22 protein-coding genes and 2 pseudogenes are annotated in these 20,137 nt (G+C 68.1%); 13 read left to right on the forward strand and 11 right to left on the reverse strand.

The window, feature by feature from the left end; translation table 11 throughout:
• Positions 1-609: 609 nt before the first annotated feature.
• From ADK52_RS19920 to ADK52_RS19930, 5 genes are all read left to right on the forward strand, one after another.
• Complete coding sequence (locus tag ADK52_RS19920) at positions 610-828, forward strand: hypothetical protein (protein ID WP_053691195.1); 219 nt, start codon at positions 610-612, stop codon at positions 826-828.
• Positions 829-1,098: 270 nt separating this feature from the next.
• Positions 1,099-1,272 carry a hypothetical protein gene (locus ADK52_RS40240; protein ID WP_199828524.1) on the forward strand — a complete coding sequence of 58 codons (174 nt, stop codon included), beginning with the start codon at positions 1,099-1,101 and terminating at the stop codon, positions 1,270-1,272.
• Positions 1,273-1,341: 69 nt separating this feature from the next.
• Positions 1,342-1,722 (forward strand): nuclear transport factor 2 family protein, encoded by a 381-nt coding sequence (locus ADK52_RS19925; protein ID WP_053691196.1) that lies wholly within the window; start codon positions 1,342-1,344, stop codon positions 1,720-1,722.
• 162 nt (positions 1,723-1,884) lie between these two features.
• Positions 1,885-2,037: a hypothetical protein gene (locus ADK52_RS43035; RefSeq protein WP_199828525.1), complete on the forward strand. Its 153-nt coding sequence runs from the start codon at positions 1,885-1,887 to the stop codon at positions 2,035-2,037.
• 355 nt (positions 2,038-2,392) lie between these two features.
• Positions 2,393-3,220, forward strand: coding sequence for an enoyl-CoA hydratase/isomerase family protein (locus ADK52_RS19930; RefSeq protein ID WP_053691197.1), 828 nt, complete (start codon positions 2,393-2,395; stop codon positions 3,218-3,220).
• Between the two features lie 378 nt (positions 3,221-3,598).
• Here ADK52_RS19930 and ADK52_RS19935 read toward each other — a convergent pair whose 3' ends face one another.
• Together ADK52_RS19935 and istB are read right to left on the reverse strand one after the other, a co-directional pair.
• Entirely contained in the window at positions 3,599-4,135 is a 537-nt protein-coding gene (locus tag ADK52_RS19935) for a GNAT family N-acetyltransferase (protein ID WP_030239647.1), read from the reverse strand.
• Positions 4,136-4,169: 34 nt separating this feature from the next.
• Complete coding sequence (gene istB / locus ADK52_RS19940) at positions 4,170-4,796, reverse strand: IS21-like element helper ATPase IstB (protein ID WP_053691198.1); 627 nt, start codon at positions 4,794-4,796, stop codon at positions 4,170-4,172.
• 59 nt (positions 4,797-4,855) lie between these two features.
• On the opposite strand from istB, the gene ADK52_RS19945 reads away from it, so the two are divergent.
• Positions 4,856-5,593, forward strand: coding sequence for a S1 RNA-binding domain-containing protein (locus ADK52_RS19945; RefSeq protein WP_234344043.1), 738 nt, complete (start codon positions 4,856-4,858; stop codon positions 5,591-5,593).
• Positions 5,594-6,087: 494 nt separating this feature from the next.
• On the opposite strand, the gene ADK52_RS19950 is transcribed toward ADK52_RS19945, so the two are convergent.
• Positions 6,088-6,504, reverse strand: a complete 417-nt coding sequence (locus ADK52_RS19950) for a hypothetical protein (protein ID WP_234344045.1) — start codon at positions 6,502-6,504, stop codon at positions 6,088-6,090.
• A gap of 401 nt (positions 6,505-6,905) precedes the next feature.
• Here ADK52_RS19950 and ADK52_RS44815 point away from each other — a divergent pair, with 401 nt between their 5' ends.
• Positions 6,906-7,238, forward strand: coding sequence for a DUF6233 domain-containing protein (locus ADK52_RS44815; protein WP_053691200.1), 333 nt, complete (start codon positions 6,906-6,908; stop codon positions 7,236-7,238).
• A 23-nt stretch (positions 7,239-7,261) separates the two neighbouring features.
• Positions 7,262-7,457, forward strand: a pseudogene (locus ADK52_RS43780) (hypothetical protein); the annotation flags it as partial.
• A gap of 736 nt (positions 7,458-8,193) precedes the next feature.
• On the opposite strand, the gene ADK52_RS19965 reads toward ADK52_RS43780, so the two are convergent.
• Positions 8,194-8,823 carry a winged helix-turn-helix transcriptional regulator gene (locus ADK52_RS19965; protein WP_053691202.1) on the reverse strand — a complete coding sequence of 210 codons (630 nt, stop codon included), beginning with the start codon at positions 8,821-8,823 and terminating at the stop codon, positions 8,194-8,196.
• An 81-nt stretch (positions 8,824-8,904) separates the two neighbouring features.
• Between ADK52_RS19965 and ADK52_RS19970 the strand changes: the two genes are divergently transcribed.
• The 4 genes from ADK52_RS19970 to ADK52_RS19985 all read left to right on the forward strand — a co-directional run bounded on the left by ADK52_RS19970 (position 8,905) and on the right by ADK52_RS19985 (position 12,542).
• The gene (locus ADK52_RS19970) at positions 8,905-9,657 is read left to right on the forward strand and encodes an MBL fold metallo-hydrolase (RefSeq protein WP_053691203.1); all 753 of its coding nucleotides are present in this window, start codon (positions 8,905-8,907) and stop codon (positions 9,655-9,657) included.
• A 23-nt stretch (positions 9,658-9,680) separates the two neighbouring features.
• Positions 9,681-10,325, forward strand: a complete 645-nt coding sequence (locus ADK52_RS19975; RefSeq protein ID WP_053691204.1) for an NAD(P)-dependent oxidoreductase — start codon at positions 9,681-9,683, stop codon at positions 10,323-10,325.
• A gap of 3 nt (positions 10,326-10,328) precedes the next feature.
• The gene (locus ADK52_RS19980) at positions 10,329-11,594 is read left to right on the forward strand and encodes a multidrug effflux MFS transporter (RefSeq protein WP_063783894.1); all 1,266 of its coding nucleotides are present in this window, start codon (positions 10,329-10,331) and stop codon (positions 11,592-11,594) included.
• A 75-nt stretch (positions 11,595-11,669) separates the two neighbouring features.
• Complete coding sequence (locus ADK52_RS19985) at positions 11,670-12,542, forward strand: DUF3800 domain-containing protein (protein WP_159045983.1); 873 nt, start codon at positions 11,670-11,672, stop codon at positions 12,540-12,542.
• 279 nt (positions 12,543-12,821) lie between these two features.
• On the opposite strand, the gene ADK52_RS19990 is transcribed toward ADK52_RS19985, so the two are convergent.
• The 7 genes and pseudogenes from ADK52_RS19990 to ADK52_RS42425 all read right to left on the reverse strand — a co-directional run bounded on the left by ADK52_RS19990 (position 12,822) and on the right by ADK52_RS42425 (position 17,557).
• A complete protein-coding gene (locus ADK52_RS19990) occupies positions 12,822-13,772 on the reverse strand; it encodes a hypothetical protein (RefSeq protein ID WP_199828526.1) in 951 nt (316 codons plus the stop codon).
• Between the two features lie 468 nt (positions 13,773-14,240).
• On the reverse strand, positions 14,241-14,765 hold the full coding sequence (locus ADK52_RS19995; RefSeq protein ID WP_053691207.1) for a DUF1877 family protein: 525 nt from the start codon (positions 14,763-14,765) through the stop codon (positions 14,241-14,243).
• A gap of 35 nt (positions 14,766-14,800) precedes the next feature.
• Positions 14,801-15,100, reverse strand: coding sequence for an ATP-binding protein (locus ADK52_RS43785; RefSeq protein ID WP_324615930.1), 300 nt, complete (start codon positions 15,098-15,100; stop codon positions 14,801-14,803).
• Positions 15,083-15,241: pseudogene (locus ADK52_RS44535) on the reverse strand (transposase); the annotation flags it as partial. The pseudogene ADK52_RS44535 and the gene ADK52_RS43785, both read right to left, overlap by 18 nt.
• Before the next feature lie 799 nt (positions 15,242-16,040).
• Entirely contained in the window at positions 16,041-16,244 is a 204-nt protein-coding gene (locus ADK52_RS44540; RefSeq protein ID WP_107090119.1) for a GNAT family N-acetyltransferase, read from the reverse strand.
• 218 nt (positions 16,245-16,462) lie between these two features.
• On the reverse strand, positions 16,463-16,930 hold the full coding sequence (locus ADK52_RS20005) for a hypothetical protein (protein WP_053691208.1): 468 nt from the start codon (positions 16,928-16,930) through the stop codon (positions 16,463-16,465).
• Positions 16,931-17,419: 489 nt separating this feature from the next.
• Positions 17,420-17,557: a hypothetical protein gene (locus tag ADK52_RS42425; protein ID WP_159045984.1), complete on the reverse strand. Its 138-nt coding sequence runs from the start codon at positions 17,555-17,557 to the stop codon at positions 17,420-17,422.
• 295 nt (positions 17,558-17,852) lie between these two features.
• On the opposite strand from ADK52_RS42425, the gene ADK52_RS20010 reads away from it, so the two are divergent.
• Entirely contained in the window at positions 17,853-19,856 is a 2,004-nt protein-coding gene (locus tag ADK52_RS20010; protein ID WP_159045985.1) for a tetratricopeptide repeat protein, read from the forward strand.
• Positions 19,857-20,137 lie beyond the last annotated feature (281 nt).

The following is a 20,137-nucleotide window of genomic DNA, read 5'->3' on the forward strand; positions in this document are numbered from 1 at the left end:
GGAGGGGGTGGGACAGGCCGGTTGGGCTGATGCCCATCGTCACCGATCGGTGATCGGTGCTTGCCCTCCACGATCCCTGACACAGCAGACCTACGAGCTCTAACGGCAGCAGCCTGTTCGGCCACACCCGGGACCACCTCGACGCAGTCGCTGCCGAACTCAACAGCCGCCCGCGCAAGACGCTCGGCTGGTAAACCCCAGCCGAACGCCTGTCTAAACTGCTCGCCACCACACGTCGGTGATCACGTGTTGCAACGACCCCTGGAATTCGCCTAAGAGCTGGGCCTTCGCCGTGGAGCGGGTGACGGGAATCAAGCCCGCGCTCTGAGCTTGGGAATCACCGGGCCGTCACGGGGGGGTGCGCTGACCAGTGCAAACGGCCTCTGGTGATAATCGCGAGGCGTCGCGCTTGACTGCTCTTGACCGCTGAGATCCGCTCTTTCTGGCACGGATGTGGCACGGGCTTCCATCCGCTCTGACGGGTCGCGTCACCGACCCCGCACCCGACAACACTGTCACCCGAATGGCCCAACATGACGCGCCACCCACATGGGTGAAGATCAAGCTGGCTAGTGCCCCAACCGAGGCAATATGTGAAAGGCGAACCAAATGCGCATTCGACGAATCCTCGCCGCAGTCTTCGCCACGGCAGCCCTCGCCGGACTCGGCCTCACAAGCGCCGCCACCGCCACCGCCGCCACCGCCAGCGTCACCCCCGCCAGCGTCACCCCGGGTGAGTGCACGGACAACGGCGGAACGATCGACCGGTCGACGCCCGTGCTCCCGACCTGCAGGGGCGGCATGTACGACGGGCAGACAGTCGACTAAACCCCACCAGCCCGTTGCGCAAGTGCATCGTCGCCCCGCAGCCACGCGTTGCGGGGCGACTCCCTCGCGAGCGTTCCCCCTCGGCTGACGGCTCAACGTACCTGGGAGACATGACGACCGCACACGGGCCCGATGAGATCGGCGGGAGCGGCTTTGGGCTGGACCTGCCATGAGGCGAGGAATTGGGGCCCGTACGCTGGTCACGAATCAGGCAGCCTCCAGGGCAGCAGCCTGTCCGGCCACACCCGGGACCACCTCGACGCACTCCAGATGGCCGACGTACGCCAACAGGTCACGCTCTCCCTCATCACCGAGTTCGAGAACTTCACCGTCTTCAAGCCCCGCGACCACAATCTGCGCACCCTCGACACCATGCTCGACCAGGCCATCGCCTGGACCTCGGCTCTCGCCCCGCTACGGACAGCCCCAGCCGTCGCGAACTGACCCACTCGGCCGCGCGGACCGGTCGTCCCTCCGCCGCACCGGCCGACCAGCCCCACGAACGGACTCACCATGACCAGATCCGTCGCCGACCTGATGCGGGTCAACCTTCTCGAGGTGTTCAACGAACCCGACCCTGATCGCCGGGCCGCGGTCATCGCCGGGAACTACGCCGAAGACGTGGTGTGGCACGAACCGGACCGCATCAACCGCGGGCGCACGGACCTCGCGCGCCGGGCCACGGAGTTGCGCGCCGAGCACCCGGACTGGGTCTTCCGACCCACAGGCACCCCGTCGGAGCTCGACGACATCGGCCATCTCGGTTTCCAGTGGGGCCCGCCCGACGATCAACCGCCGTTGGTCAGCGGCATGGACATCGCCCGCACCAACGGGGGCGTCATCATCGAGCTCTACACGATCGTCACGGAGATCCGCCAGCCGCCTTCACGGTAGAGGGCACCTCTGACAATCCGACAGGGGTCGTTCACGCTGAGCGACGAACCCCGCCCCGCCAGTCGAGTCCACCCGGTCCGCTGCCTGGCGCGGCGACCCGTCATGGCTCCTTGCCCGGTTCAGGCTGGCGCCAGGCCGTCGAGCACGAAGGAGGAGCCGGGCATGGTGCTGCTGCCCCCTGTGGAACCGATGAAGGCCGCCAAGGCCGTACAGGGACCGGGCGTGCTGCGCGATCCCGCGTACGGGCAGAAATTTGACGGCCGCCGACCGATCCCCTTCACACAGGCCGAGCCGGGCGGGTGTGTGCTGCTCTAGACCCGGCGCGGCTCTCTCGTCCAGGACCGGTTTCCCGACGTCGTCGCGGCCGCCGTGGAGCAGCTGCCCCCCGGGTTGGTCCTGGACGGCGAACTCCTGGTGTGGGATCCGGAGGCGGGACAACTGAGCTTCGAGGGTTGCAACGCCGGGCCGCGGACCGCAGCCGCTCCCCCGCCGCCCTCGCAGCCCGCCTGCCCGCGTGGCGGGCCTTGGCGTGAGAGAGACGATGGGGAGGGGAACGGAGGCTCTGCAGCCTGTTCCATCGATCGGATCCACCTTGTGGCGATGAGACGGCAAGGCGGTTTACGCCCGGCTGACGGTGTTGGGGAGCCGTGGACAGAGGAGCCCGTGGACCATGCCCTCGAACTACTCGACCATCCGAGCGGAACCGCGTAACGGGGTCCTCTGGGCCACGATCGACAATCCCCCCATCAACCTGATCGACGAACAGTTCGTAGCCGACCTGATCTCATTGCTCGACGACACCGACACACCCGGCAGCGTGCGGGTCGTCGTCTTCCGCAGCGGGGACCCCGACTTCTTCGTCCCGCACGTCGACCTCAAGCGAATCGCCGAGTACACGGCGGTGGCGGCGACGTCCGGCGGGCCCGACGACAGCAGCCTCGGCACACTGTTTCGCAGACTCAGTGAGGCGCGCCCCGTGACGATCGCGGTCCTCGAAGGCCGGGCGCGCGGCGCCGGCGCGGAATTGCTGTACGCGTGCGACATGCGGTTCGCGTCTGCCGAGCGTGCGGTGATCGGCCAGCCGGAGGTGGGAACGGGCGTCTTTCCCGGCGCGGGTGCGGTGCAGCAGCTCGTGCGGCTCGCCGGCCGCGGTCAGGCGATGCAGGTGATCCTGGGGTCCGAGGACCTCGACGCGCGAGAGGCCGAACGCATCGGCCTGGTCAACAAGGCTCTGTCGGACGAAGAATTGATCCCCTACGTCGAGCACCTCGCCGAACGTATCGCCAGGTTCCCGGAGGCGGCCGTGCGGCTGGCCAAACGCCGGATCAACGCGGCCAGTCTCCCGCCCAAGGAGGACGTCCAGGTCGACTCGGCACAGTTCCAGATACTGGCGCGTGACCCGGAGAGCGCCGGCCGGATGGCCGCCCTGATGCAGCGTGGGCTGCAGGAGCGTTCCCGCACCGAGCTCGAGTACGGTTCGGTGCTCGACGAGCTGTGAACGCGCGGGACACAGGCCATGGCGGCGCCCCTAGCTTCGGGTGTGCCGGCGGCCCGGGGAGGCCACCGGCACACACCGCAGAGGGGCAAACTGCACATGCCCATGAGCAAGAGGACCCGCGCAGCCGTATGGATGATTTCACCGGGTCATTTGAGAGCCACGACTCCGGTGTGAGTGGGAGCCAGGGTTGGGCTGTTCGTGGTGGTGATGTACTCGCCGTGCGGTGGACGGTCCCCGGCGAGTTCGGGAGCCACTGATCGGGTGACCTTCCCAGCCGTGCGGTGTGTCCGGGGATGCAGCTGTGGGGGGTGTCGATAGCTTGTGGGGGTGGGCCCTGGGCTGCCTCCCTGACAAGATGTGGCCGGGGCCCGCCTTTGTTCAGGCCCTGGGCGGGAAGCTCTCGTCGTGGATCTCCGTCGGCGAGACGCTGTGGGCGGGGAGGCACTCCATCAGGAGGTGGCTCCCCTGTCGGCCAACCGGGCGGAAGCCCGCTTTTGCCCAGGCCCGGATGGCATGGGTGTTGGATGCTTCGGGATCGACGGTCACCTGCGTCCAGCCCAGCACCGTATGAAGATGCCGGACGAGTGCGCGGGCGGCGTCGGGGCCGAGGCCTTTGCCCTGCGCCTGAGGCAGGAGGACCATGTCGATGCCGCCCTGGCCGGGGCCGGCGGGTGCGTACTGGACATAGCCGACCGGGATGGTCTGGGCGAGGATCAGGAAGGACTCCACGTCGGGGCGGCGTCTTCCCGTGTACTTCGCGGCGACTTCCTCACGGGTGAGAGGCTGTCCGCCCCAGTTCCGCACGAATTCGGGGTCGGTGAACCAGTCGGCGAGCAGTGGCAGATGTGCTTCAGTGGCCGGGATGAGGCAGGTCAGATCGCCTTCGATGACGCAATTCTCCGGTTCGCTATGCATTGCCGTGCCTCTCCCGGCGGGTGTTCTTCCGGGTTCATTGTCCCGGGAAGAGGGATTCCTGGGTGGCCTGGAAGCGGTAGGACTCGGTGCCCGTCTGGATGAGGGTGCAGCGGAAGGTGATCCGGTCGGCGATGGCCGCGCAGAGGCGGGCGTCGCCGAAGGTCTTGTCCCACTCGGTGAACGGTGAGTTCGTGGCGACCGCGGTGGCCTTGCGTTCCTCACGTGCGGTGAAGATCTGGAACAGGAGCTTGGCGCCCTTACGGTCCAGGTTGAGGTAGCCGAACTCGTCCAGGCACAAAAGGTCGATCTTGCTGTACCGGGCGATCACGGAGGACAGGCGGCGGTTGGCGGCGGCCTCGGCGAGCTCGTTGACCAGTGCGGATGTGGTGGTGTAGCGGACGGACAGTCCGGTCTCGGCGATCGCGGTGCCGATCCCGATGAGCAGGTGGGACTTGCCGGTGCCGGAGTCGCCGATCAGCACGAGAGGCCGTCCCTCGCGGACCCAGGTCGGGGCTTTGAGGTCGGCGACGACCTCGGGGGTGACGTTCGGGTTCTTCTCGAAGTCGAAGTCCTCCAGCCGCTTGGGGCGGGGGAAGCGGGCCAGCCGCAGGAGTCGCTGCTGGCGGCGCAGGTCCCGGTCGGCGAGCTCGGCCTGCAGCATGTCCAGCAGGAAACTGAATCGTCTGGGAGGACGAGGGCGGGCAGATCACGAGCACGGTCGTGGACGAGACCCAGTTCGAGGCAGTGACCTCCCAGCTCGCCACCGCGCGTGCTGCCGGCGTCGTGTCCATGTATGCCGGTGAAGATCTCCCGCTGTTCACAGCTGTGCTGCCCGACAGCGACGGCGTTCTACGCGCTCGCTGGCAGACCGAGCCGACGCCCAGCGACCGGGACTGGGCCTTCCTGAAGACCTTGCGGCGCGGCCAGGTCGCCACTGGCACAGTTGCGACCATCGCCAGCTTCGGCGTCACCTTCGTGGACATCGGCGGCTTCACCGCGATGATCAACATCCCGGAGTTGTCCTGGCGTCCCTTCGACCACCCGTCCGACGTCGTCAGCGTCGGCCAGGAGGTCACAGCCGAGGTTCTCGACGTCGACATGGTCTGGGAGCGGGTACCGCTGTCGCTCCGAGCAGTGCAGGAAGACCCCTGGCCGCACGTAGCGCAGAGGATCGGCGAGGTGGCCATCGGGCCAGTTACCAAGATCGTGCCGTTCGGCGTCTTCGTCCGCATCGAGGACCGAGAGGACGGCTTCCAGGGGCTCGTGCACACCAGCGAGCTGGATGAATCGTCCAGAGACGTCGTCGAGGTCGGCGACGCCCTCACTGTCAAGATCATCGACGTCGATCTCGCGCCGTCGTATCGCCCTGTCACACGTCCAGGCCCTTACCTCTACTACCGAGGGTCAGGCGTGGGACTGACGACGAGAAGAATCCGGTGCAGGCCGAGTTGCGCCTGATGACGTATAGCTCCTTGTTGCTTCGCGGCAACCGCGGGAGTACGAGGCCGTGTCGGCTGCTTCCCGGACTCCCGCCACCAGGCGTCGAACGCCGCGTAGCTCTTGCTCCCGCTCGGCGGGGCCGTTCGAGGGGTGGTACAGAAGCCTTCACCCCCACGCGGCACGGGGCCGCGCCAGCCGTTGCCCGCCATGCACCTGCCGCAATGTTGAGCATCGGAGTTGACCATCCAGGCCAGGTATCGCGCTCAGTCACAATGACCACCCCCGAAACCCCCGCCAGACCCCAGCCCGTCACCTGGGCCCCGAGCCAGACCGGACCCTGCTCGAAATGGTCAGTTGACTGCACCGATTCGGTCATCGGGTCAGATCCAGCACCTCCGACCGTGCTGCAGAACCACAGGTCGTCCAGTCGTGACCCGCTCTGGCGAATCCGAGGCGGTCCGTTCGACGGTACGGCGGGCGCGTTCGCCGTTTTCGGCTGTTCCTGTGCGGGGTCACGTGTAGTAGGTGTCGAACGAGGCGATCCAGAGCGCCGACAACGGCAGGACGGTCAGCTGGACGACCGTGGTGGTCCAGCACCTCCCGAGGATCGCGGCGGAGGCGCTCCACCAGGCCGTCGTACGCAGCAGATCCACAACCCCGACCTGATAGCCCTGCCCGCCGGGATCCATCATTCCGGGGTATCCCATCCACTCCTCGGTGAAGATTCCATCCGCGCCGAGCACCAGGACCCCCGACACCAGCCACACGTCGGCCAGCAGTGCTGTCGCGGCGAGTGTCCTGTCGAAGCGGAGGTACGCGGGGGCTGGGAGCAACAGCCGGACGAGCGGATGCCCGTGGATCCGCGCCCACTCCTGCCCGCGGCTTCGCCACAGCACCGAGCAGGCGTACCCGAGACCGGCAAGAGCCACGGCCCAGCCAACCATGAAAAACAGCCCGAAGAACAAGATCACAACACCCATGCCCCACCAGATGCCCCCACCTCCGGAGCGGTTCCCTCCGCCCATGACCGGTGCTCGGGCCACGTCCGAGAGGATGAAATCGAAGGCACGGAAGTGCCTGGAGCTCCGGACGGATGTGTTTCGGGGTCGACGGCCTGCGCCGGTCACTATGACCGAGGGTGGGACACGCGCGGCCAATCGACCCCGGCCGCTTGACACCGTTCCACATGTCATCCATCGATTCGTTGATCTGGCCCGACCCGGGGTTGGTGCAGAGAAGCCACGCTCCAACGTGCCGTTACGGGGTTGGAGCATCGCCGCTCTGCGCGGCATGCAGGGCCGCACGGCAGGCGCAGTACGGAGGCTGAGCGGTGTCCGAACTCCCGCCTGACCTGCCGCGCCTGCGCACCGTCGTCACTTACCTGCGCGGCGAGCTCGGCCGCGCCGAGCGGGCGCTGAACACGGCGGAGGAGCGCGAGGCCCTCGCCGCGCGGCGCCGCCCGCCGGCCGAGCCGCCCGCGTGGCTGATCGAGCGCGGCATCGGGGCGGGCCGGCTGCCAGTCCGCGTCCACGCTGGGGGCTGCTGGGACAGCCGAAAAACGCTGCACCCCCATCGACACCGACCAGGCGCGCCGGGCGCTGGCCGAAGGGATACCGCCTGCCCACACTGCCGCCCCGACACCGCCCTCGGGATGCCGGAGTGAACGGCCGGCGGCACGGTGGAGTAATGTCCCCTGCCCTGCGCGTCGTCGTCTACCCCCCCGGATGCCGAGGGCGGGCGCCGCGTCCGCGTCGACGGGGAGATCCTCGGCCGTGCCCTCGGCCCCGGCGGCCTCCTCGAATTCCTGCGCCGCGCCGGCCTCGACCCCGATGACGTCCGCCTGGACGACCCGCTGCTCATCGAATGGCGCGGCGGCGGTCCGGGAGATGTGGAGCAATTCAAGTCGACGCTGTACCGCGCCAATGGCTCCCGGCGTTCGTCCGGGTACGCGGCGGCGCAGGGCGACGAGGCCCGGGCCGAGTTCCCTGGCGTGCTGAGGGTTCTGGATTTGCTGCCATCGATGACGGGCGCGGTCCACGGCGGTTTGGACCGGTTCGGCGTCGGAGGCTTGGTGGCGGGCGAGGCGGGCGCCGGCTGCCTCCATCCACAACCGGCAGCTGCCCACCGGATCGCCGGCGAGGTGGGCGAGGTCGGCCCTGACCTCCAGCCAGTGGATGGCCTCCGCAGACTGCGGACCCTAGGTGTGCAGAGCCCAAGCCTCCCACCGCGCGGCGAATGACTCGGCATGCTGCTGATATCTGGCACGAGCTGAGACCAAAATCCCCGGAAGCCGAGCTGTGTCCAGGGTGTCCGCGGTCGCCGGGAGCCCGTACACGCGGACCTGCTCCTGGGTGAGCAGCACCCGGGTGACCGAGCTCCAGCAGCCGTGCGCTCTACCCAGCCCATTCGATGTCCCCGCCCGAGCATTCAAAATCGCCGACCACGACAAGACGGGCCGCGCGTTGCTCGTGGGCAACGCAGTCGCGGACGACGTCAGCGTAGGCCTGGAGCTGAAGCGGCTTCGGGCCGCGAGCCGGACTCCTTCTCAGAATGGACCGTTTTTGAGACGGCGCAGACTCGGTAGAGCTTGAGATCGCAGGCCCGCGAGCGGCCGTCGATCAGCGGGGCAGGATGCGCATTACTGCCTCGCGTTCGCCGCTGAGCCGCAGGCCTTGCTGTACTGCGGCGCTCAGATCGAGGTCGCCGAGCAGAGTCGCAGCCAGCAGGTGCGGCGGTCCGGTCAGTGACGCGGTGGGGTGGTCGACCCGGCCGGTGTGTGTGTGCACCGAGCCGTCCTTGACTTCGATGACCAGGTCTTCGTTGCCGTCGGCGTGCAGTTGCAGGGCGATTGCCGGCTGGTCGGGGCGGTGGTCGGTCAGTGCCCGGGCGGGCATGTCCAGCCAGTGGGTGCGGAAGGTGTCGTTGCCGCCCGGCTCACGCAACAGCGGCACGCCCCACCGGCTCAACTCCTGCAGCGCCGGCTCGAGCTCGCGGCCACGCTCGGTGAGGGAGAACAAGGTGGTGGCCACCGGCGGCGGGGCGGCCTCGCGGTGGATCAGGCCGGCTTCCTCGAGTTCGCGGAGCCGGTCGACCAGCAGGTTGCTGGCGATCCCGGGCAGCCCGTTGCGCAGGTCGGTGTGCCGGCAAGGGCCCAGGGCGAGCAGTTCACGGACGATCAGCAGGGTCCATCGGTCGCCAATGATGTCCAGTGCTTTCGCGATGCCGCAGTACTGCCCGTAGGTGCGCATGCCACCACCCTACATCGTGGTGTTGAGATTCAAAACTCTCTTGTTGACTTTTTCAACAACGTCGGTCTAGCGTCGCTGCCCATGACCCCCACCCTTTCCGTGCGTCGGCTGGCCTGGGCCGGCGTCGAGATCCGTCTCGGCGACACCCGCCTGCTGATCGACCCGCTCGAGAACGTCGCTCCGCTGTCGCCGGTGATGGGGCCGCCGCACCGGCCGGTCGACCTGGTCGATACCCCGCCCGGCACCCACGCCCTCATCACCCACCTGCACCCCGACCACTACGACCACGACCTGATCGCCCGGATCGCGGCCACCGGCACGATCGGCTGCCACACCCCGAGCGCGGCGGCGCTGCACGAGGTGGGCATCACCCCCGTCGCCCAGGACCTGGGCCAGTCACGCCGCATCGGAGAACTGACCGTCACCCCGGTGACCTCGCTGGACTGGCGCGGCAACGACTGTGACCAGGTCGCCTGGGTCGTCGAAGGCGCCGGCCGGAGAGTCATCCACTGCGGCGACACCCAGTGGCACGGCAGCTGGTGGCAGATCGCCCGCGACCACGGCCCGTTCGACGTCGCGTTCGTCCCGGTCAACGGCGTCATCGCCCACTTCGAGGGCTACGCGGCCAACGTCCCGGCGACCATGACCCCCGAGCAGGGCGTCGAGGCCGCCGTCGCACTCGGCGCCGGCACCGTCTGCGCCATGCACTACGGCCTGTTCCACAACCCGCCGTTCTACACCGAACAACCCGACATCGAGCAGCGCTTCCAGCACGCCGCCGACGAGCGCGGCATCACCGCGGCCATCATCGCCGACGGCCAGCCCGTCCTCTGACCAGCAGAAACAAGGAGCAACACATGAAGATCGTCCTGTTCGGTGCCAGCGGCAACATCGGCCGGCCCACCACCGAGGAACTACTGCGTCGCGGCCACACCGTCACCGCGGTCACCCGAGCCGGCCACATCGACGGACTCGAGCACAAGGCCCTGACCGTGACCACCGGTGACGTCACCGACGCCGCCGCGGTCGCCGGCCTCGCCGCATCCCACGACGCCGTACTGTCGGCCGTCGGCCCCCGGATCGGCCAGGAGAACGACCGCGCCACGATCGTCGGTGCCGCCCGTGCGCTGATCGACGGACTCCGCCGAGCCGGCGTCACCCGCCTGGTCACCATCGGCGGTGCCGGTAGCCTACGCACGCCGACCGGCGCCCGGGTCATGGACGACCCGGACTTCCCCGCGCTGTGGAAGGCCAATGCCGAGGCCCAGTCCGAAGCGCTCGACCTCTACCGCGGCGTGCACGACCTCGACTGGACGTACGTGTCGCCCGCCGCAGTCATCGGAGCGGGCGAGCGGACCGGGGCCTACCGCAGCGCCGGGGACACCCTGCTCACCGACGACGACGGCAACAGCCGCATCTCGTACGCCGACTACGCGATCGCCTTGGCCGACACGATCGAGAGCGGCACCGCGATCCGCCGCCGCATCACCGTGGCGTACTGAGCCATGAGCACCGACGCCGCCGGCCGGCAAACCCGATTCATCGTCCTGCTCGCAGCGCTCGTGGCCCTGGGACCACTGTCCATCGACGGCTACCTGCCCGGACTGCCGGACCTCGCCGGCGACCTGCGCGCCAGCGCCGCGGCCACCCAGCTCACCATCACCGCCTGCCTGGCCGGGCTGGCCATCGGGCAGCTGATCGCCGGGCCGCTGAGCGACACCTACGGCCGGCGGCGTCCGTTGCTGGCGGGCCTCACCCTCTACACGATCGCCAGCGCGCTCTGCGCGGTGGCGCCCGACGTCCGGACCTTCGTCGGCCTACGCCTGGTCCAGGGCATCGGCGGGGCGTTCGGCATCGTCATCGCCAACGCCATGGTCCGCGACCGCACCTCCGGAACCCGCACCGCACGTCTCTTCTCCGCACTGACCTTGATCACCGGCCTGGCGCCGGTGTTCGCGCCGGTCCTCGGCGGCCAGCTACTACGCGTCACGGCCTGGCCTGGAATATTCGTGGCCCTGGCCGTACTCGGCGCCGTGATGCTGGCGGCCTCCGCCGCAGGACTGCCGGAGACCCGGTCCTCCGCGTCACGCCAGCCGCTGCTGGCTGTCGTCGGGCAGCTGCTCAGCGACCGGGTCTTCACCGGGTACGTCCTGGCCAACGGCCTGGTCTTCGCGGCGATGTTCGCCTACATCTCCGGCTCGCCGTTCGTCCTGCAGGAAATCCACGGCCTGTCACCGCAGCAGTACAGCGCCGTGTTCGCCGTCAACGCCGCCGGACTCATTGCGGCCGCCCAGATCAGCGGCCGGCTGGTGGCCCGGGCCGGCGCCCGCGTGCTGCTGCTCGCCGGTCTGCTGGGCGCGACAGCCGGTGGCACCACGGTCCTGGGCGCGGTGCTGACACAGGCACCCCTGCCCGCGCTCCTGATCGGCCTGTTCGTCCTGGTCTCCAGCGTGGGCCTCGTCATGCCGAACGCCGCGGCCCAGGCCCTGGCCGACCACGGCGGACACGCCGGGTCGGCCGCCGCTCTGCTCGGCTTCAGCCAGTTCATGTTCGGCGGGGCACTTGCTCCGCTGGCCGGCGCGGGTGGCGCCACCGACGCCTTGCCGATGGGAATCATCGTCGCCGTGCTGCCGGCGCTCGCTCTGCTCACACTCGGCGTCCTCACCCGGTCGATGCCCGGTGAGCGCACTCGCAGGCCGGCTCGCCAAGGACCTGCCGGGCACCGGCGACCGCGCCGGCACATCGATCGCGGACGCGGCAAGGTCCACTAACAGCTGAAGGGTCGGTGGCCCAACCGTCGCGAACCCTTCACAGTGGCTGGGGTCCACCTTCCCGACGAGCTGGCCGTGTCCATCGTGGACGAGGTGCGTGCCCAGCTCCCACCGACCCAGGGGGAGCCCAAGTACGGCTCCCTCGCCCGGTCGTCGCGGGAGCGGAAGGCCCTGATGCGGGCCTTCGAACAAGTGCCTGAAGGGAGCGTCTGCAGCTCTCTGGTGCACAAGCCCTTCATGGTGATGACCAAGCTGGTTGATGTTCTCGTCGAGCCGCTGGCGCACGCGGATGGATTCAACCTGTACGAGAACAGGCAGGCATTGGCTCTGGCGGAGCTGTTGTACTTGTGCAGGCCGGTCCTCGGGGATGCCGCTGCCTACCGCCAGCTGCAGCAGGCTTTCGTGGACTGGGTGCGTCAGCGTGTCTCGACCGACGACCTGTTCGCGACCATTGCCGCGTACAAGACGTCGATCCCGGTGCAGCACAGCGACTTCGCGGAGCAGATAGAGCTGCTGGAGTACTGCAGGGGCGTGGCCGATGAGACCGCAGCCGACCTCGCGGCTGGCGGGCAGCGCGATCTACTCGATCCGGCCGTGACCTCGATTTACTGTCTGTGTGTCAGCTTCAGGGAGTCCCTGGGGCCGTTCCGCCTCGTCCACGACGCGTCCAAGGTGATCGACCGCCATGCGGTGACGCTGCGTGAGGCGTACCTGCTCCCTGACCCGGCGCGTCCTGGGCGCCCTATCCGGCCTGCTGCCACTCAGATCGACTTCGCGGACAGCAAGGCCCACCCGCAACTTCAGCTGGCGGACTGGGCTGCCGGCGCGGTACGGCAGTGGGCGGCCCACATGGCTGTGGGCGGCGGCGACCGGTTCGCGCAGGACTTGGAAAGGGTGGTGCGGCCCTGGGTAGTCGAAGCGATCTGGCCGTCCGGCCCGGAGAGCTGATCCCGGCCGCAGGGCGCGCAGTGTGCCAGACCCCAGGGTCTCTCGGAACCCTGTTGCAGAACCTGGCGGTTCTGAGCGGAGTTCCGAGATGGGCGAACAGCGCGAACGAGACCATGCGGCGGTCGAACGGCCCGGTCTCCCAACCGGCCATTTGTGAGAGTGGTCCCAAGTTCGCACGCACGGGTGGATGGCACCGCTTCTGGACTCCGATCGCGCGTCTGCACTTCCGACGCCCTGCCAGTCCCGGTCTTCTGGACCGGCAGGGCGGTTTGTTGTCGGTCAGTCCCTGCGGGCACACTGGACGATCCGGTCGATGACGGCTGCGGCCCGTTCCGGGTCGTCCTTCAACCACCTGCCGAGGTGGTCCTGGACGGCCTGTCCGACGCAGTCGCGTACTTCGGCGTTGCCCAGCACGCCGCGCGTGGAGCCCTCGAACTCGGGACGGTCCAGCTTCACCGACACGACCGCCGTCAGGCCCTCGCTGATCCGATCGGCGTCAAAGTCGGGGTCCGTAGCTGTCAGCAGCCCCTGCTCCCGCGCGTACGCGATGACCGCGGCCCTCATCCCGTCGCGGAAGCCCACCGCGTGCGTGCCGTCGACGGTGGGCCGGCTGTTGGCAAAGCTCCGAACCCGCTTCTCAGGACAGCTGCACCAGCGGAAGGCCACCTTCATCACCCCCGCCATCCGAGGGTCCTCGTGCTCGAAGGCGATGGTGTCCATGGGGGCGGACGCCGCCGAGTGGCCGTCGAGGAAGGCTACGAAGTCCCGCGCACCGCCCGGGAACCGGAGCCGCACCGAACAGGAGTCATCCGGGCGGCGCAGGTCGGTCAGGGAGATCTCCAGGCCCTGGTTCAGGAAGGCCAGTTCCCTGAAGCGCTCCACCAGCCCGTCGAACGAGAACTCCGCGGCTCCGAAGATGTCGGCGTCCGGCCAGAAAGCAATGGTGGTCCCGCTTCCGGTCGCCGCCCCCGCCTCGGTGAGCGGGGTGGAAATGCCCGGCCCGTCGTCGGCGACACACACGCCACCGTCGGGCGTGAGAGTGACGTCAACGGAGGCAGCACGGCCGTCCAGAACCTCGTTCACCGCCCGGTCCGCGACCTCGAACACCATCTGGCGCAGGCCGCGTTCACTTGTCGAGCCGATGTACATTCCGGGCCGCTTTCGAACGGCTTCCCACCCCTCCAGTACCTGGATGTTGCTGGCGTCGTAACTGGTGGCTTCCTCGCTCACGATGTCCCCTCCGATGGTGTCCAGCAGAACCCCCAGGCTAGGCGAATCCCAGAAAAACACCAGGTCAGAGCCATCTCTCCGATGTCACGGGCAGGCGTAAGAGCGACTGTGCGGAGGCAGTCGGCCCAGGGGCCGGTGATCACCGCCGGAGTGCGGCCGCGGCGCCATCGAGGGCGTGAAAGGCACCCTTTCCAGCGGTCCCGAGGCTCCCGGTTCCAACTCCGGCAAGGTCCTCCCCTGACCGGCACCTATCCCCGGGCACAGTCCGGCTCCCGGGGAGCGGCCGAGGTCCCGTCTACTCCTCGTCGTCCTCATCCAGCCCGAGCCCGGCCGCGTCCGGGTCGCGCAGCGGGCGCAGGGCGCCGGCGGCCGGGGTGGAGGCGTTGTGGACGATCACGTAATTCCCAGGCGGAAGTTCACGTAATTCCTCAGGTGCTGCCGTGAGCTGAACTGGAGGACGCCCCTATCTCAGTCCCACCAGAGCACGAGAAGAAGGTGCCGTTGGGATGCTTCACGGTAGAACTCGCGCAGGGCATTGAAGTGTCCGAGCAGGTACTTCCTCGGGCCGCCGACGATCCTTTCCGCCCCGTCGCCTATCAAGGAAGCGGCCTCTGTCTCGTCGGCCGGCAGGGTGGCCAGGAGGGCGGGAAAGTCGATCTGCCAGAGCAGTTCCGAGACGCGAGCCACTTGAGTCGCGGAGAGGGCCGTGGGAGCGGGCCCGAACGGGCCGATGGCATGCGGGTGCATGTTGAGGAAGCCGAGGTCGATTCCGGTATCGCCCTCGGTGGACTGCCGCAGAGCGTGGAGGTGGCCGTCGTCGAGACCTCCAAGCTCGCAAACTCGTCTGAGCAGAGCCGGCGCCCAGTCCAGGTCCAGGATGCTCGCCGCAGGCGGATCCCAGTGAGGATCTCCATCCGGTGATTCGACCGCTGACTGGCGGCAGGAGGCGAGATACTCCGCTGGGATGCGGGCAAGTTGTTGAGTGACGGCCATGACTGCAGTATCCGGACGGTGTCCACCGGTTTTCCCTACTTGGTTTTGTCGGTGGGGTTCTTCGGGCGCTTGTTGGGGCGGTAGCTGGGGCCGTTCATGATGACCTGGTGGCTGGTGTTGATCAGCCGGTCCAGGAGCGACTCCGCGACGACGGGGTTGGGGAAGAGGGGATACCAGTCGCTGGGTGCCCGGTTGCTGGTGATGATCAGGGACCTGCCCTGCCGTTCGCTGACCAGCTCGTAGAGGTCATCGGCCTGGGACGCTCCGAGCTGGCGCATGGCGAAGTCGTCGAGGATGAGCACGTCGGGCCGTACGAGTAGATCACGCCGCTGCACCCCGGTCCGCACCCGATACAGAATCCCGTCGATCACCTGCCGGCAATCACGCCACCGCCCGCACCGCCCGCTACTCACCGGCAAGAACAGCCGCAACCGCTCCCAACCCGCATCCGACAGACCGTCGTGCTCCCGCCCCATACCCAACAACAACGAACAAGTGAGGCGACAGCCACATGATCGGCCGGACAGCTCCTAGCTGTGTGGGACTCCGGTACGGGCTGCGATGCCTCGGAGTTCAGGTGTGGTGCGCCCGGAGAGCAGCAGACCGGAGACGAGGGATTTCACGGCTGGGCGGGCGTGGGTTTCCTGAGGAGCCCAGTATTCGGCCTGAAGGAGAGCGTGGATGCATTCGTCTCTTCGGCCCCATTGGGCGAAGGCCTTCGCGCGGTCGGTGAAGTAGAGCGCGCGGCGTTCTGTGGTGGGGAGCTGCAAGTACCGATCCACGGAGAGTCCCTTCTCGGGAGTGCTCATTGGGTGGGTGGGGGTGCGCGGCGGTGATGGACCGCCGCAAGTCCAAGAAAACCGCACCAGGACGCGGTAAAACGGCCTCGACCTCACCATGTGCCTGGGCACGGTCATCGCCCAAGTAAGGCTGGAGGATGGGGGAGAGAGCTCCCTGGACCTGGCCACCGTCCACTCCTTGGCCCAGCTCTTCGTCCCCCGTATCCAGAAGGCTGCCGCAACCTCCTGAACCACGCTGAGGGTGCACGAGCGCATCGGCGTCCGCCGTCACGGGCCGGCGGCGGAAGCAAAACAAGCGGACCTCCTGGAGAGATTTCTGAGTCAGCCCAGAGTTCGGGGTGGCCGATTTGCGTGGGGGGCAGTCAGCTGGCCGCAACATGCTTAGCAAGTGCTCGAATGCATTGAAGCGATGCTCCGCGACCGCTCCCCAAGATCTGTGCCAGAACCGAGAAACGACAGAACCCCGCTGGCGGGCTTACGCAGGGGAGCACCATTCCCCTTCGAGGCTGCTGAAGATCATGGAGTCTCGCCAGCCGTCGCAGAGCAGCGCCGTGTGGCGTAGACGTCCCTTATGCGTCATACCGATCTTGGACAGCACTCGGGAGGAGCCGAAATTCCTCGGGCCACATGTGGCATAGATCCGATGAAGCCCTAGCTCGTCGAACCCATGCGCGAGCAGCTGCCGACCCCGCCACCTGCCTCATCACCCATCGACACGTTCAACGCCTTTGTGCAGGACCTCTATGCGAAGCCTGGGACGCTTTCGATGCCAGGCCGCGATGATGTCGGCCCGCCGTGAGCTGCTCCACCCCGTGCCGGTAAACCCCTTCTACGGCACCGCCCGGCCGTGGTTCGACCGGTTTCGCGCAGGGTACCGGCCACAGGACTGGCTTTCCGTCAGGGCTGACTTGATAGGTGGTCCTCGTCGGTGAGGAAGTAGACGTGGCGCAGTTCGGCGGGCGCCAGCGGGCCGAGATCGAGAAGGTCGGAGTCCTCTTGGACCTGTTGCCAGAACTCCGCTTCAGTTGATGCGGTCCCGAGGACCATCCACGGCGCGCCGTACTTCGTCCTTGCTGCCCATACCCCGAGCCGACGGCGACCCGAGCTGAACAGGTCCTCCCCGACCGGTCCCTCCTGCATCTCGCCGACCAGGCTCGACGTGTGCTGGTGTGGACATTCGGGCTGCAAGCACCGCTGCTCCCACCAGGTGCAAAGATGTTTCGTCGCCGAGTCGGCGATGTCGTCGGCGGCATTCAACGCCCTTTGATCGGCGTTCGAGGCAGCGGGCCGGACAGCACGCACCAGCAGCTCGTGCCCGCAAGGCTGGTAGCTAAAGAGCCTGAAGATGTTGATCGGAGCACCCATGGGACCATTGTGCCGTTCGCAGCGCCTCACACCCGCGAAGGAAGGCGACGGCGCCGTCCACTGCAAGGCACGGCCCAGAGTCGAGCACTTCGGTTCTGCGAGATTGCCCAAGGCTGCGCTCGCTCCGCGCCGGTATCCGGGGTCCACGAAAGAAACCATCGCGCCCGCATCGGTCCAGAAGGCCCAACTGCTTGCAGAGCCCCGCAGCCCGCACGGCAGGACATCAGGCCACCCGAACCGCCTTCCCTGCCAAAGGACGACCGTGCTTCGGCCTCTGCCGCCGTGCGCCGTCCCCCCGCGAGGTATCCGGCGCGAGCCGACACGCCCGGCCGGCGTCCCAACACAAGTCCGCGGGACGGCCGCCCAGGGCCACCCCGCCGAGATCCGCCGCACAGCCCGCTGCGAATCCGAAGTCCCAAACATCGGCCCAACCGTGCTGCGCCGCTCCGGCTTGTACTTCTCTGTGCCGGGCCTGTGATCTGCCACTGGTCAGGAGCTGGTTTCCTCTCCGCCCCGGTCCTCGTTCTCCTGATTGTGCTCGCGCTCGCGACGGACCTCCAGCACGACGGAGAGGAGACTGCCCGCAATGGTAAGGAGGTCTGCGGCAAGGGAGAGAACGTCGTTCATGGGTATGTCCTTCACTCTGCTGGGTCCGCAGCCTGCGGCCTCGGTCGTACGGTGAAGGGAATTTGGGTTTTCCGTACCCTGCAGGCGGGACAACGCAGGTAGGTTCCGGATGTGGGGAAGGCTGTCCGGGACACACCGGACACGGGTACGGGTGGGGGCACCGATGGGGGCAGCAAAGGGTGGCCGGCCGTGGGGGCCGATCCGGGCGGCGAATCCGCACGCCCATCAACTCGCGGAGTTCCTTCGCCGGCGGGTGGACGAGTCGGGCAAGACTCTCGCACGTCTAGCCACGGACATGTCCCTCTCCACTTCCCAGATCAGCGTCTACCTCGGCGGGAAAGTCCCCTCCCAGCGGTTCGTGACGGCCCTGGTCGACGCAACCGTGCCGACCACGTTACGTGAGCGCCGCCTCAGCGAAGCGAACAGGCTGCTGCACGAGGCTCTGCACCCTCCCAAGCCCGTCACAGGACCCGCGCCCGCGCGGACACCAGGAGTGAACCTGGTGGAACTGGCACAGGTGCAGGCCCTCCAGATTGACACGTATGAACGTCTCACGCGGTCCCTGGAGCAGCAGGCGGAACTGCGGCAGGCCGCCGACAACTCCGCAAAACTGATCATGGTGCTTCTCGGCATGATCAACCAGCTCCAGGGCCGTGTCGCCGGCCTGACCGAAGAGCGCGACCGCCTTGCCCGGAACGATGCAGGTGCTGCGCTGGGAAATACCCAGCGTAAACTCGCCCGCGCCGTTTCGCAGAAGGAGAAGGCCACGCAGGAGCTGAAGCGGGCGCAGGAGAAGCAGCACCAGGCCGAGAACCTCGCCAGTCGATTGGCGACAAGAATCGAAGAGCTGACGGATGAGCTCGACCGGCTCCGCGGCAACGAGCGTTCCCCTCACGACCAGCTACCCGACGTCGGCCAGACCCGCAAACCTGCCCCGGAATCCGAGGACATCGCGGGCGACGACATCGACCGTGCGCTGGCCCGTGTCGAAGCGGTCAACGACAGCGACAGCGACATCGTGGACCGCATCACCACCGAACTCGGCAACCTCCCTGGCAGCGTCCCGGACAACCCGTCCACCAGCGCGGACGCACAGGACAAGGGCCGGCTGGTGCAGCGCGTCGTCGATGCCCAGAACGGCCACGATGAGTACGCAAGCCGGGAAGTCAGCCATTACGCCCAACGCGCCGAGTTCTCCGTTCGGGAGTACGGCCCGGCTCATCCAAGAACCCTCATCGCGCGCGCAGCCCACGCCCACTGGACCGGCCAGGCCGGAGACACAGGAGCCGCACGCGACCTCTACAGCACGCTCGTCGCCGACCACGTACATGTACTGGGACCCGATCACCGCGACACTCTCGCTACACGCGACGAGCACGCCCGCTGGACCGGCCAGGCCGGAGACGCCACCACCGCACGCGACCTCTACAGCACGCTTGTCGCCGACCGCACACGCATACAGCGACCCGATCACCTCGATACTCTCGCCACACGTGACGAGCACGCCCGCTGGACCGGCCAGGCCGGAGACGCCACCACCGCACGCGACCTCTACAGCACGCTTGTCGCCGACCGCACACGCATAGAGGGACCCGACGACCTCGATACTCTCGCCACACGCGACGAGCACGCCCGCTGGACCGGCCAGGCCGGAGACGCCACCACCGCACGCGACCTCTACAGCACGCTTGTCGCCGACCGCACACGCGTACAGGGACCCGACCACCCAGACACCCTCGCAGCCCGCACAGGCCACGCCCGCTGGACCGGCCACGCCGGAGACGCCACCACCGCACGCGACCTCTACGACACCCTCGTCGCCGACCGCACCCGCACACTGGGACCCGACCACTGCAGCACCCTGGCCAGCCGCCGCAGTCACGCCCACTGGACCGGCCACGCCGGAGACGCCGCCGCCGCACGCGACCTCTACACCCTCCTCGTCTTCGACCACATAAGCATGCTGGGTCCCGACCACCCCCACACCCTCACCACCCGCCTACAACGGGCCAATTGGACAGGCTGGGCAGGAAACCCCGTGCGCGCACGCCATCTCTCCAGCGCCCTCGCGGCTGACCGAACCCGCTTACAGGGCCCCGACCACCCCGACACCCTCACCAGCCTCCACAACCACGCCCACTGGACCGGTGAGGCAGGAGAAGCAGGCACCGCTCGCGCCCTCTACACCGCCCTGGTCACCGACCGCACCCGCGTACTGGGCCCCGACCACCCCGACACCCTCACCACGCGTCGCGTTCTCCGCTACTGGACACAGAAAGAAGCCGAGACTCCCTGGTAGCCGACGCGCCCCCAACCAGGATCTGCGCAGCAGGGCTGGGGACGCAGCCCAGAGCGAGTAGCCGCAGATACTCGGCGCGTTCGGGGATACCCACGGCACCGACCCCGTCAGGATCGGTCCCCAGCAGAAGCAGTGCAAGTGCGGTATCGGCGCGAGCGGCCGTGCACACTTCCCCTACCCCAAGGCCCGCGGCTTGGGCGGCGATGGCAACGTGCCGCCCGGTCCGCAGGCCATCGAAGAGATTGCCCGCTGCCCGGAGGACAGGGACATAGGGCACGCCC

It is taken from the genome of Streptomyces sp. WM6372 (genome assembly GCF_001279655.1).
Lineage (GTDB): Bacteria > Actinomycetota > Actinomycetes > Streptomycetales > Streptomycetaceae > Streptomyces.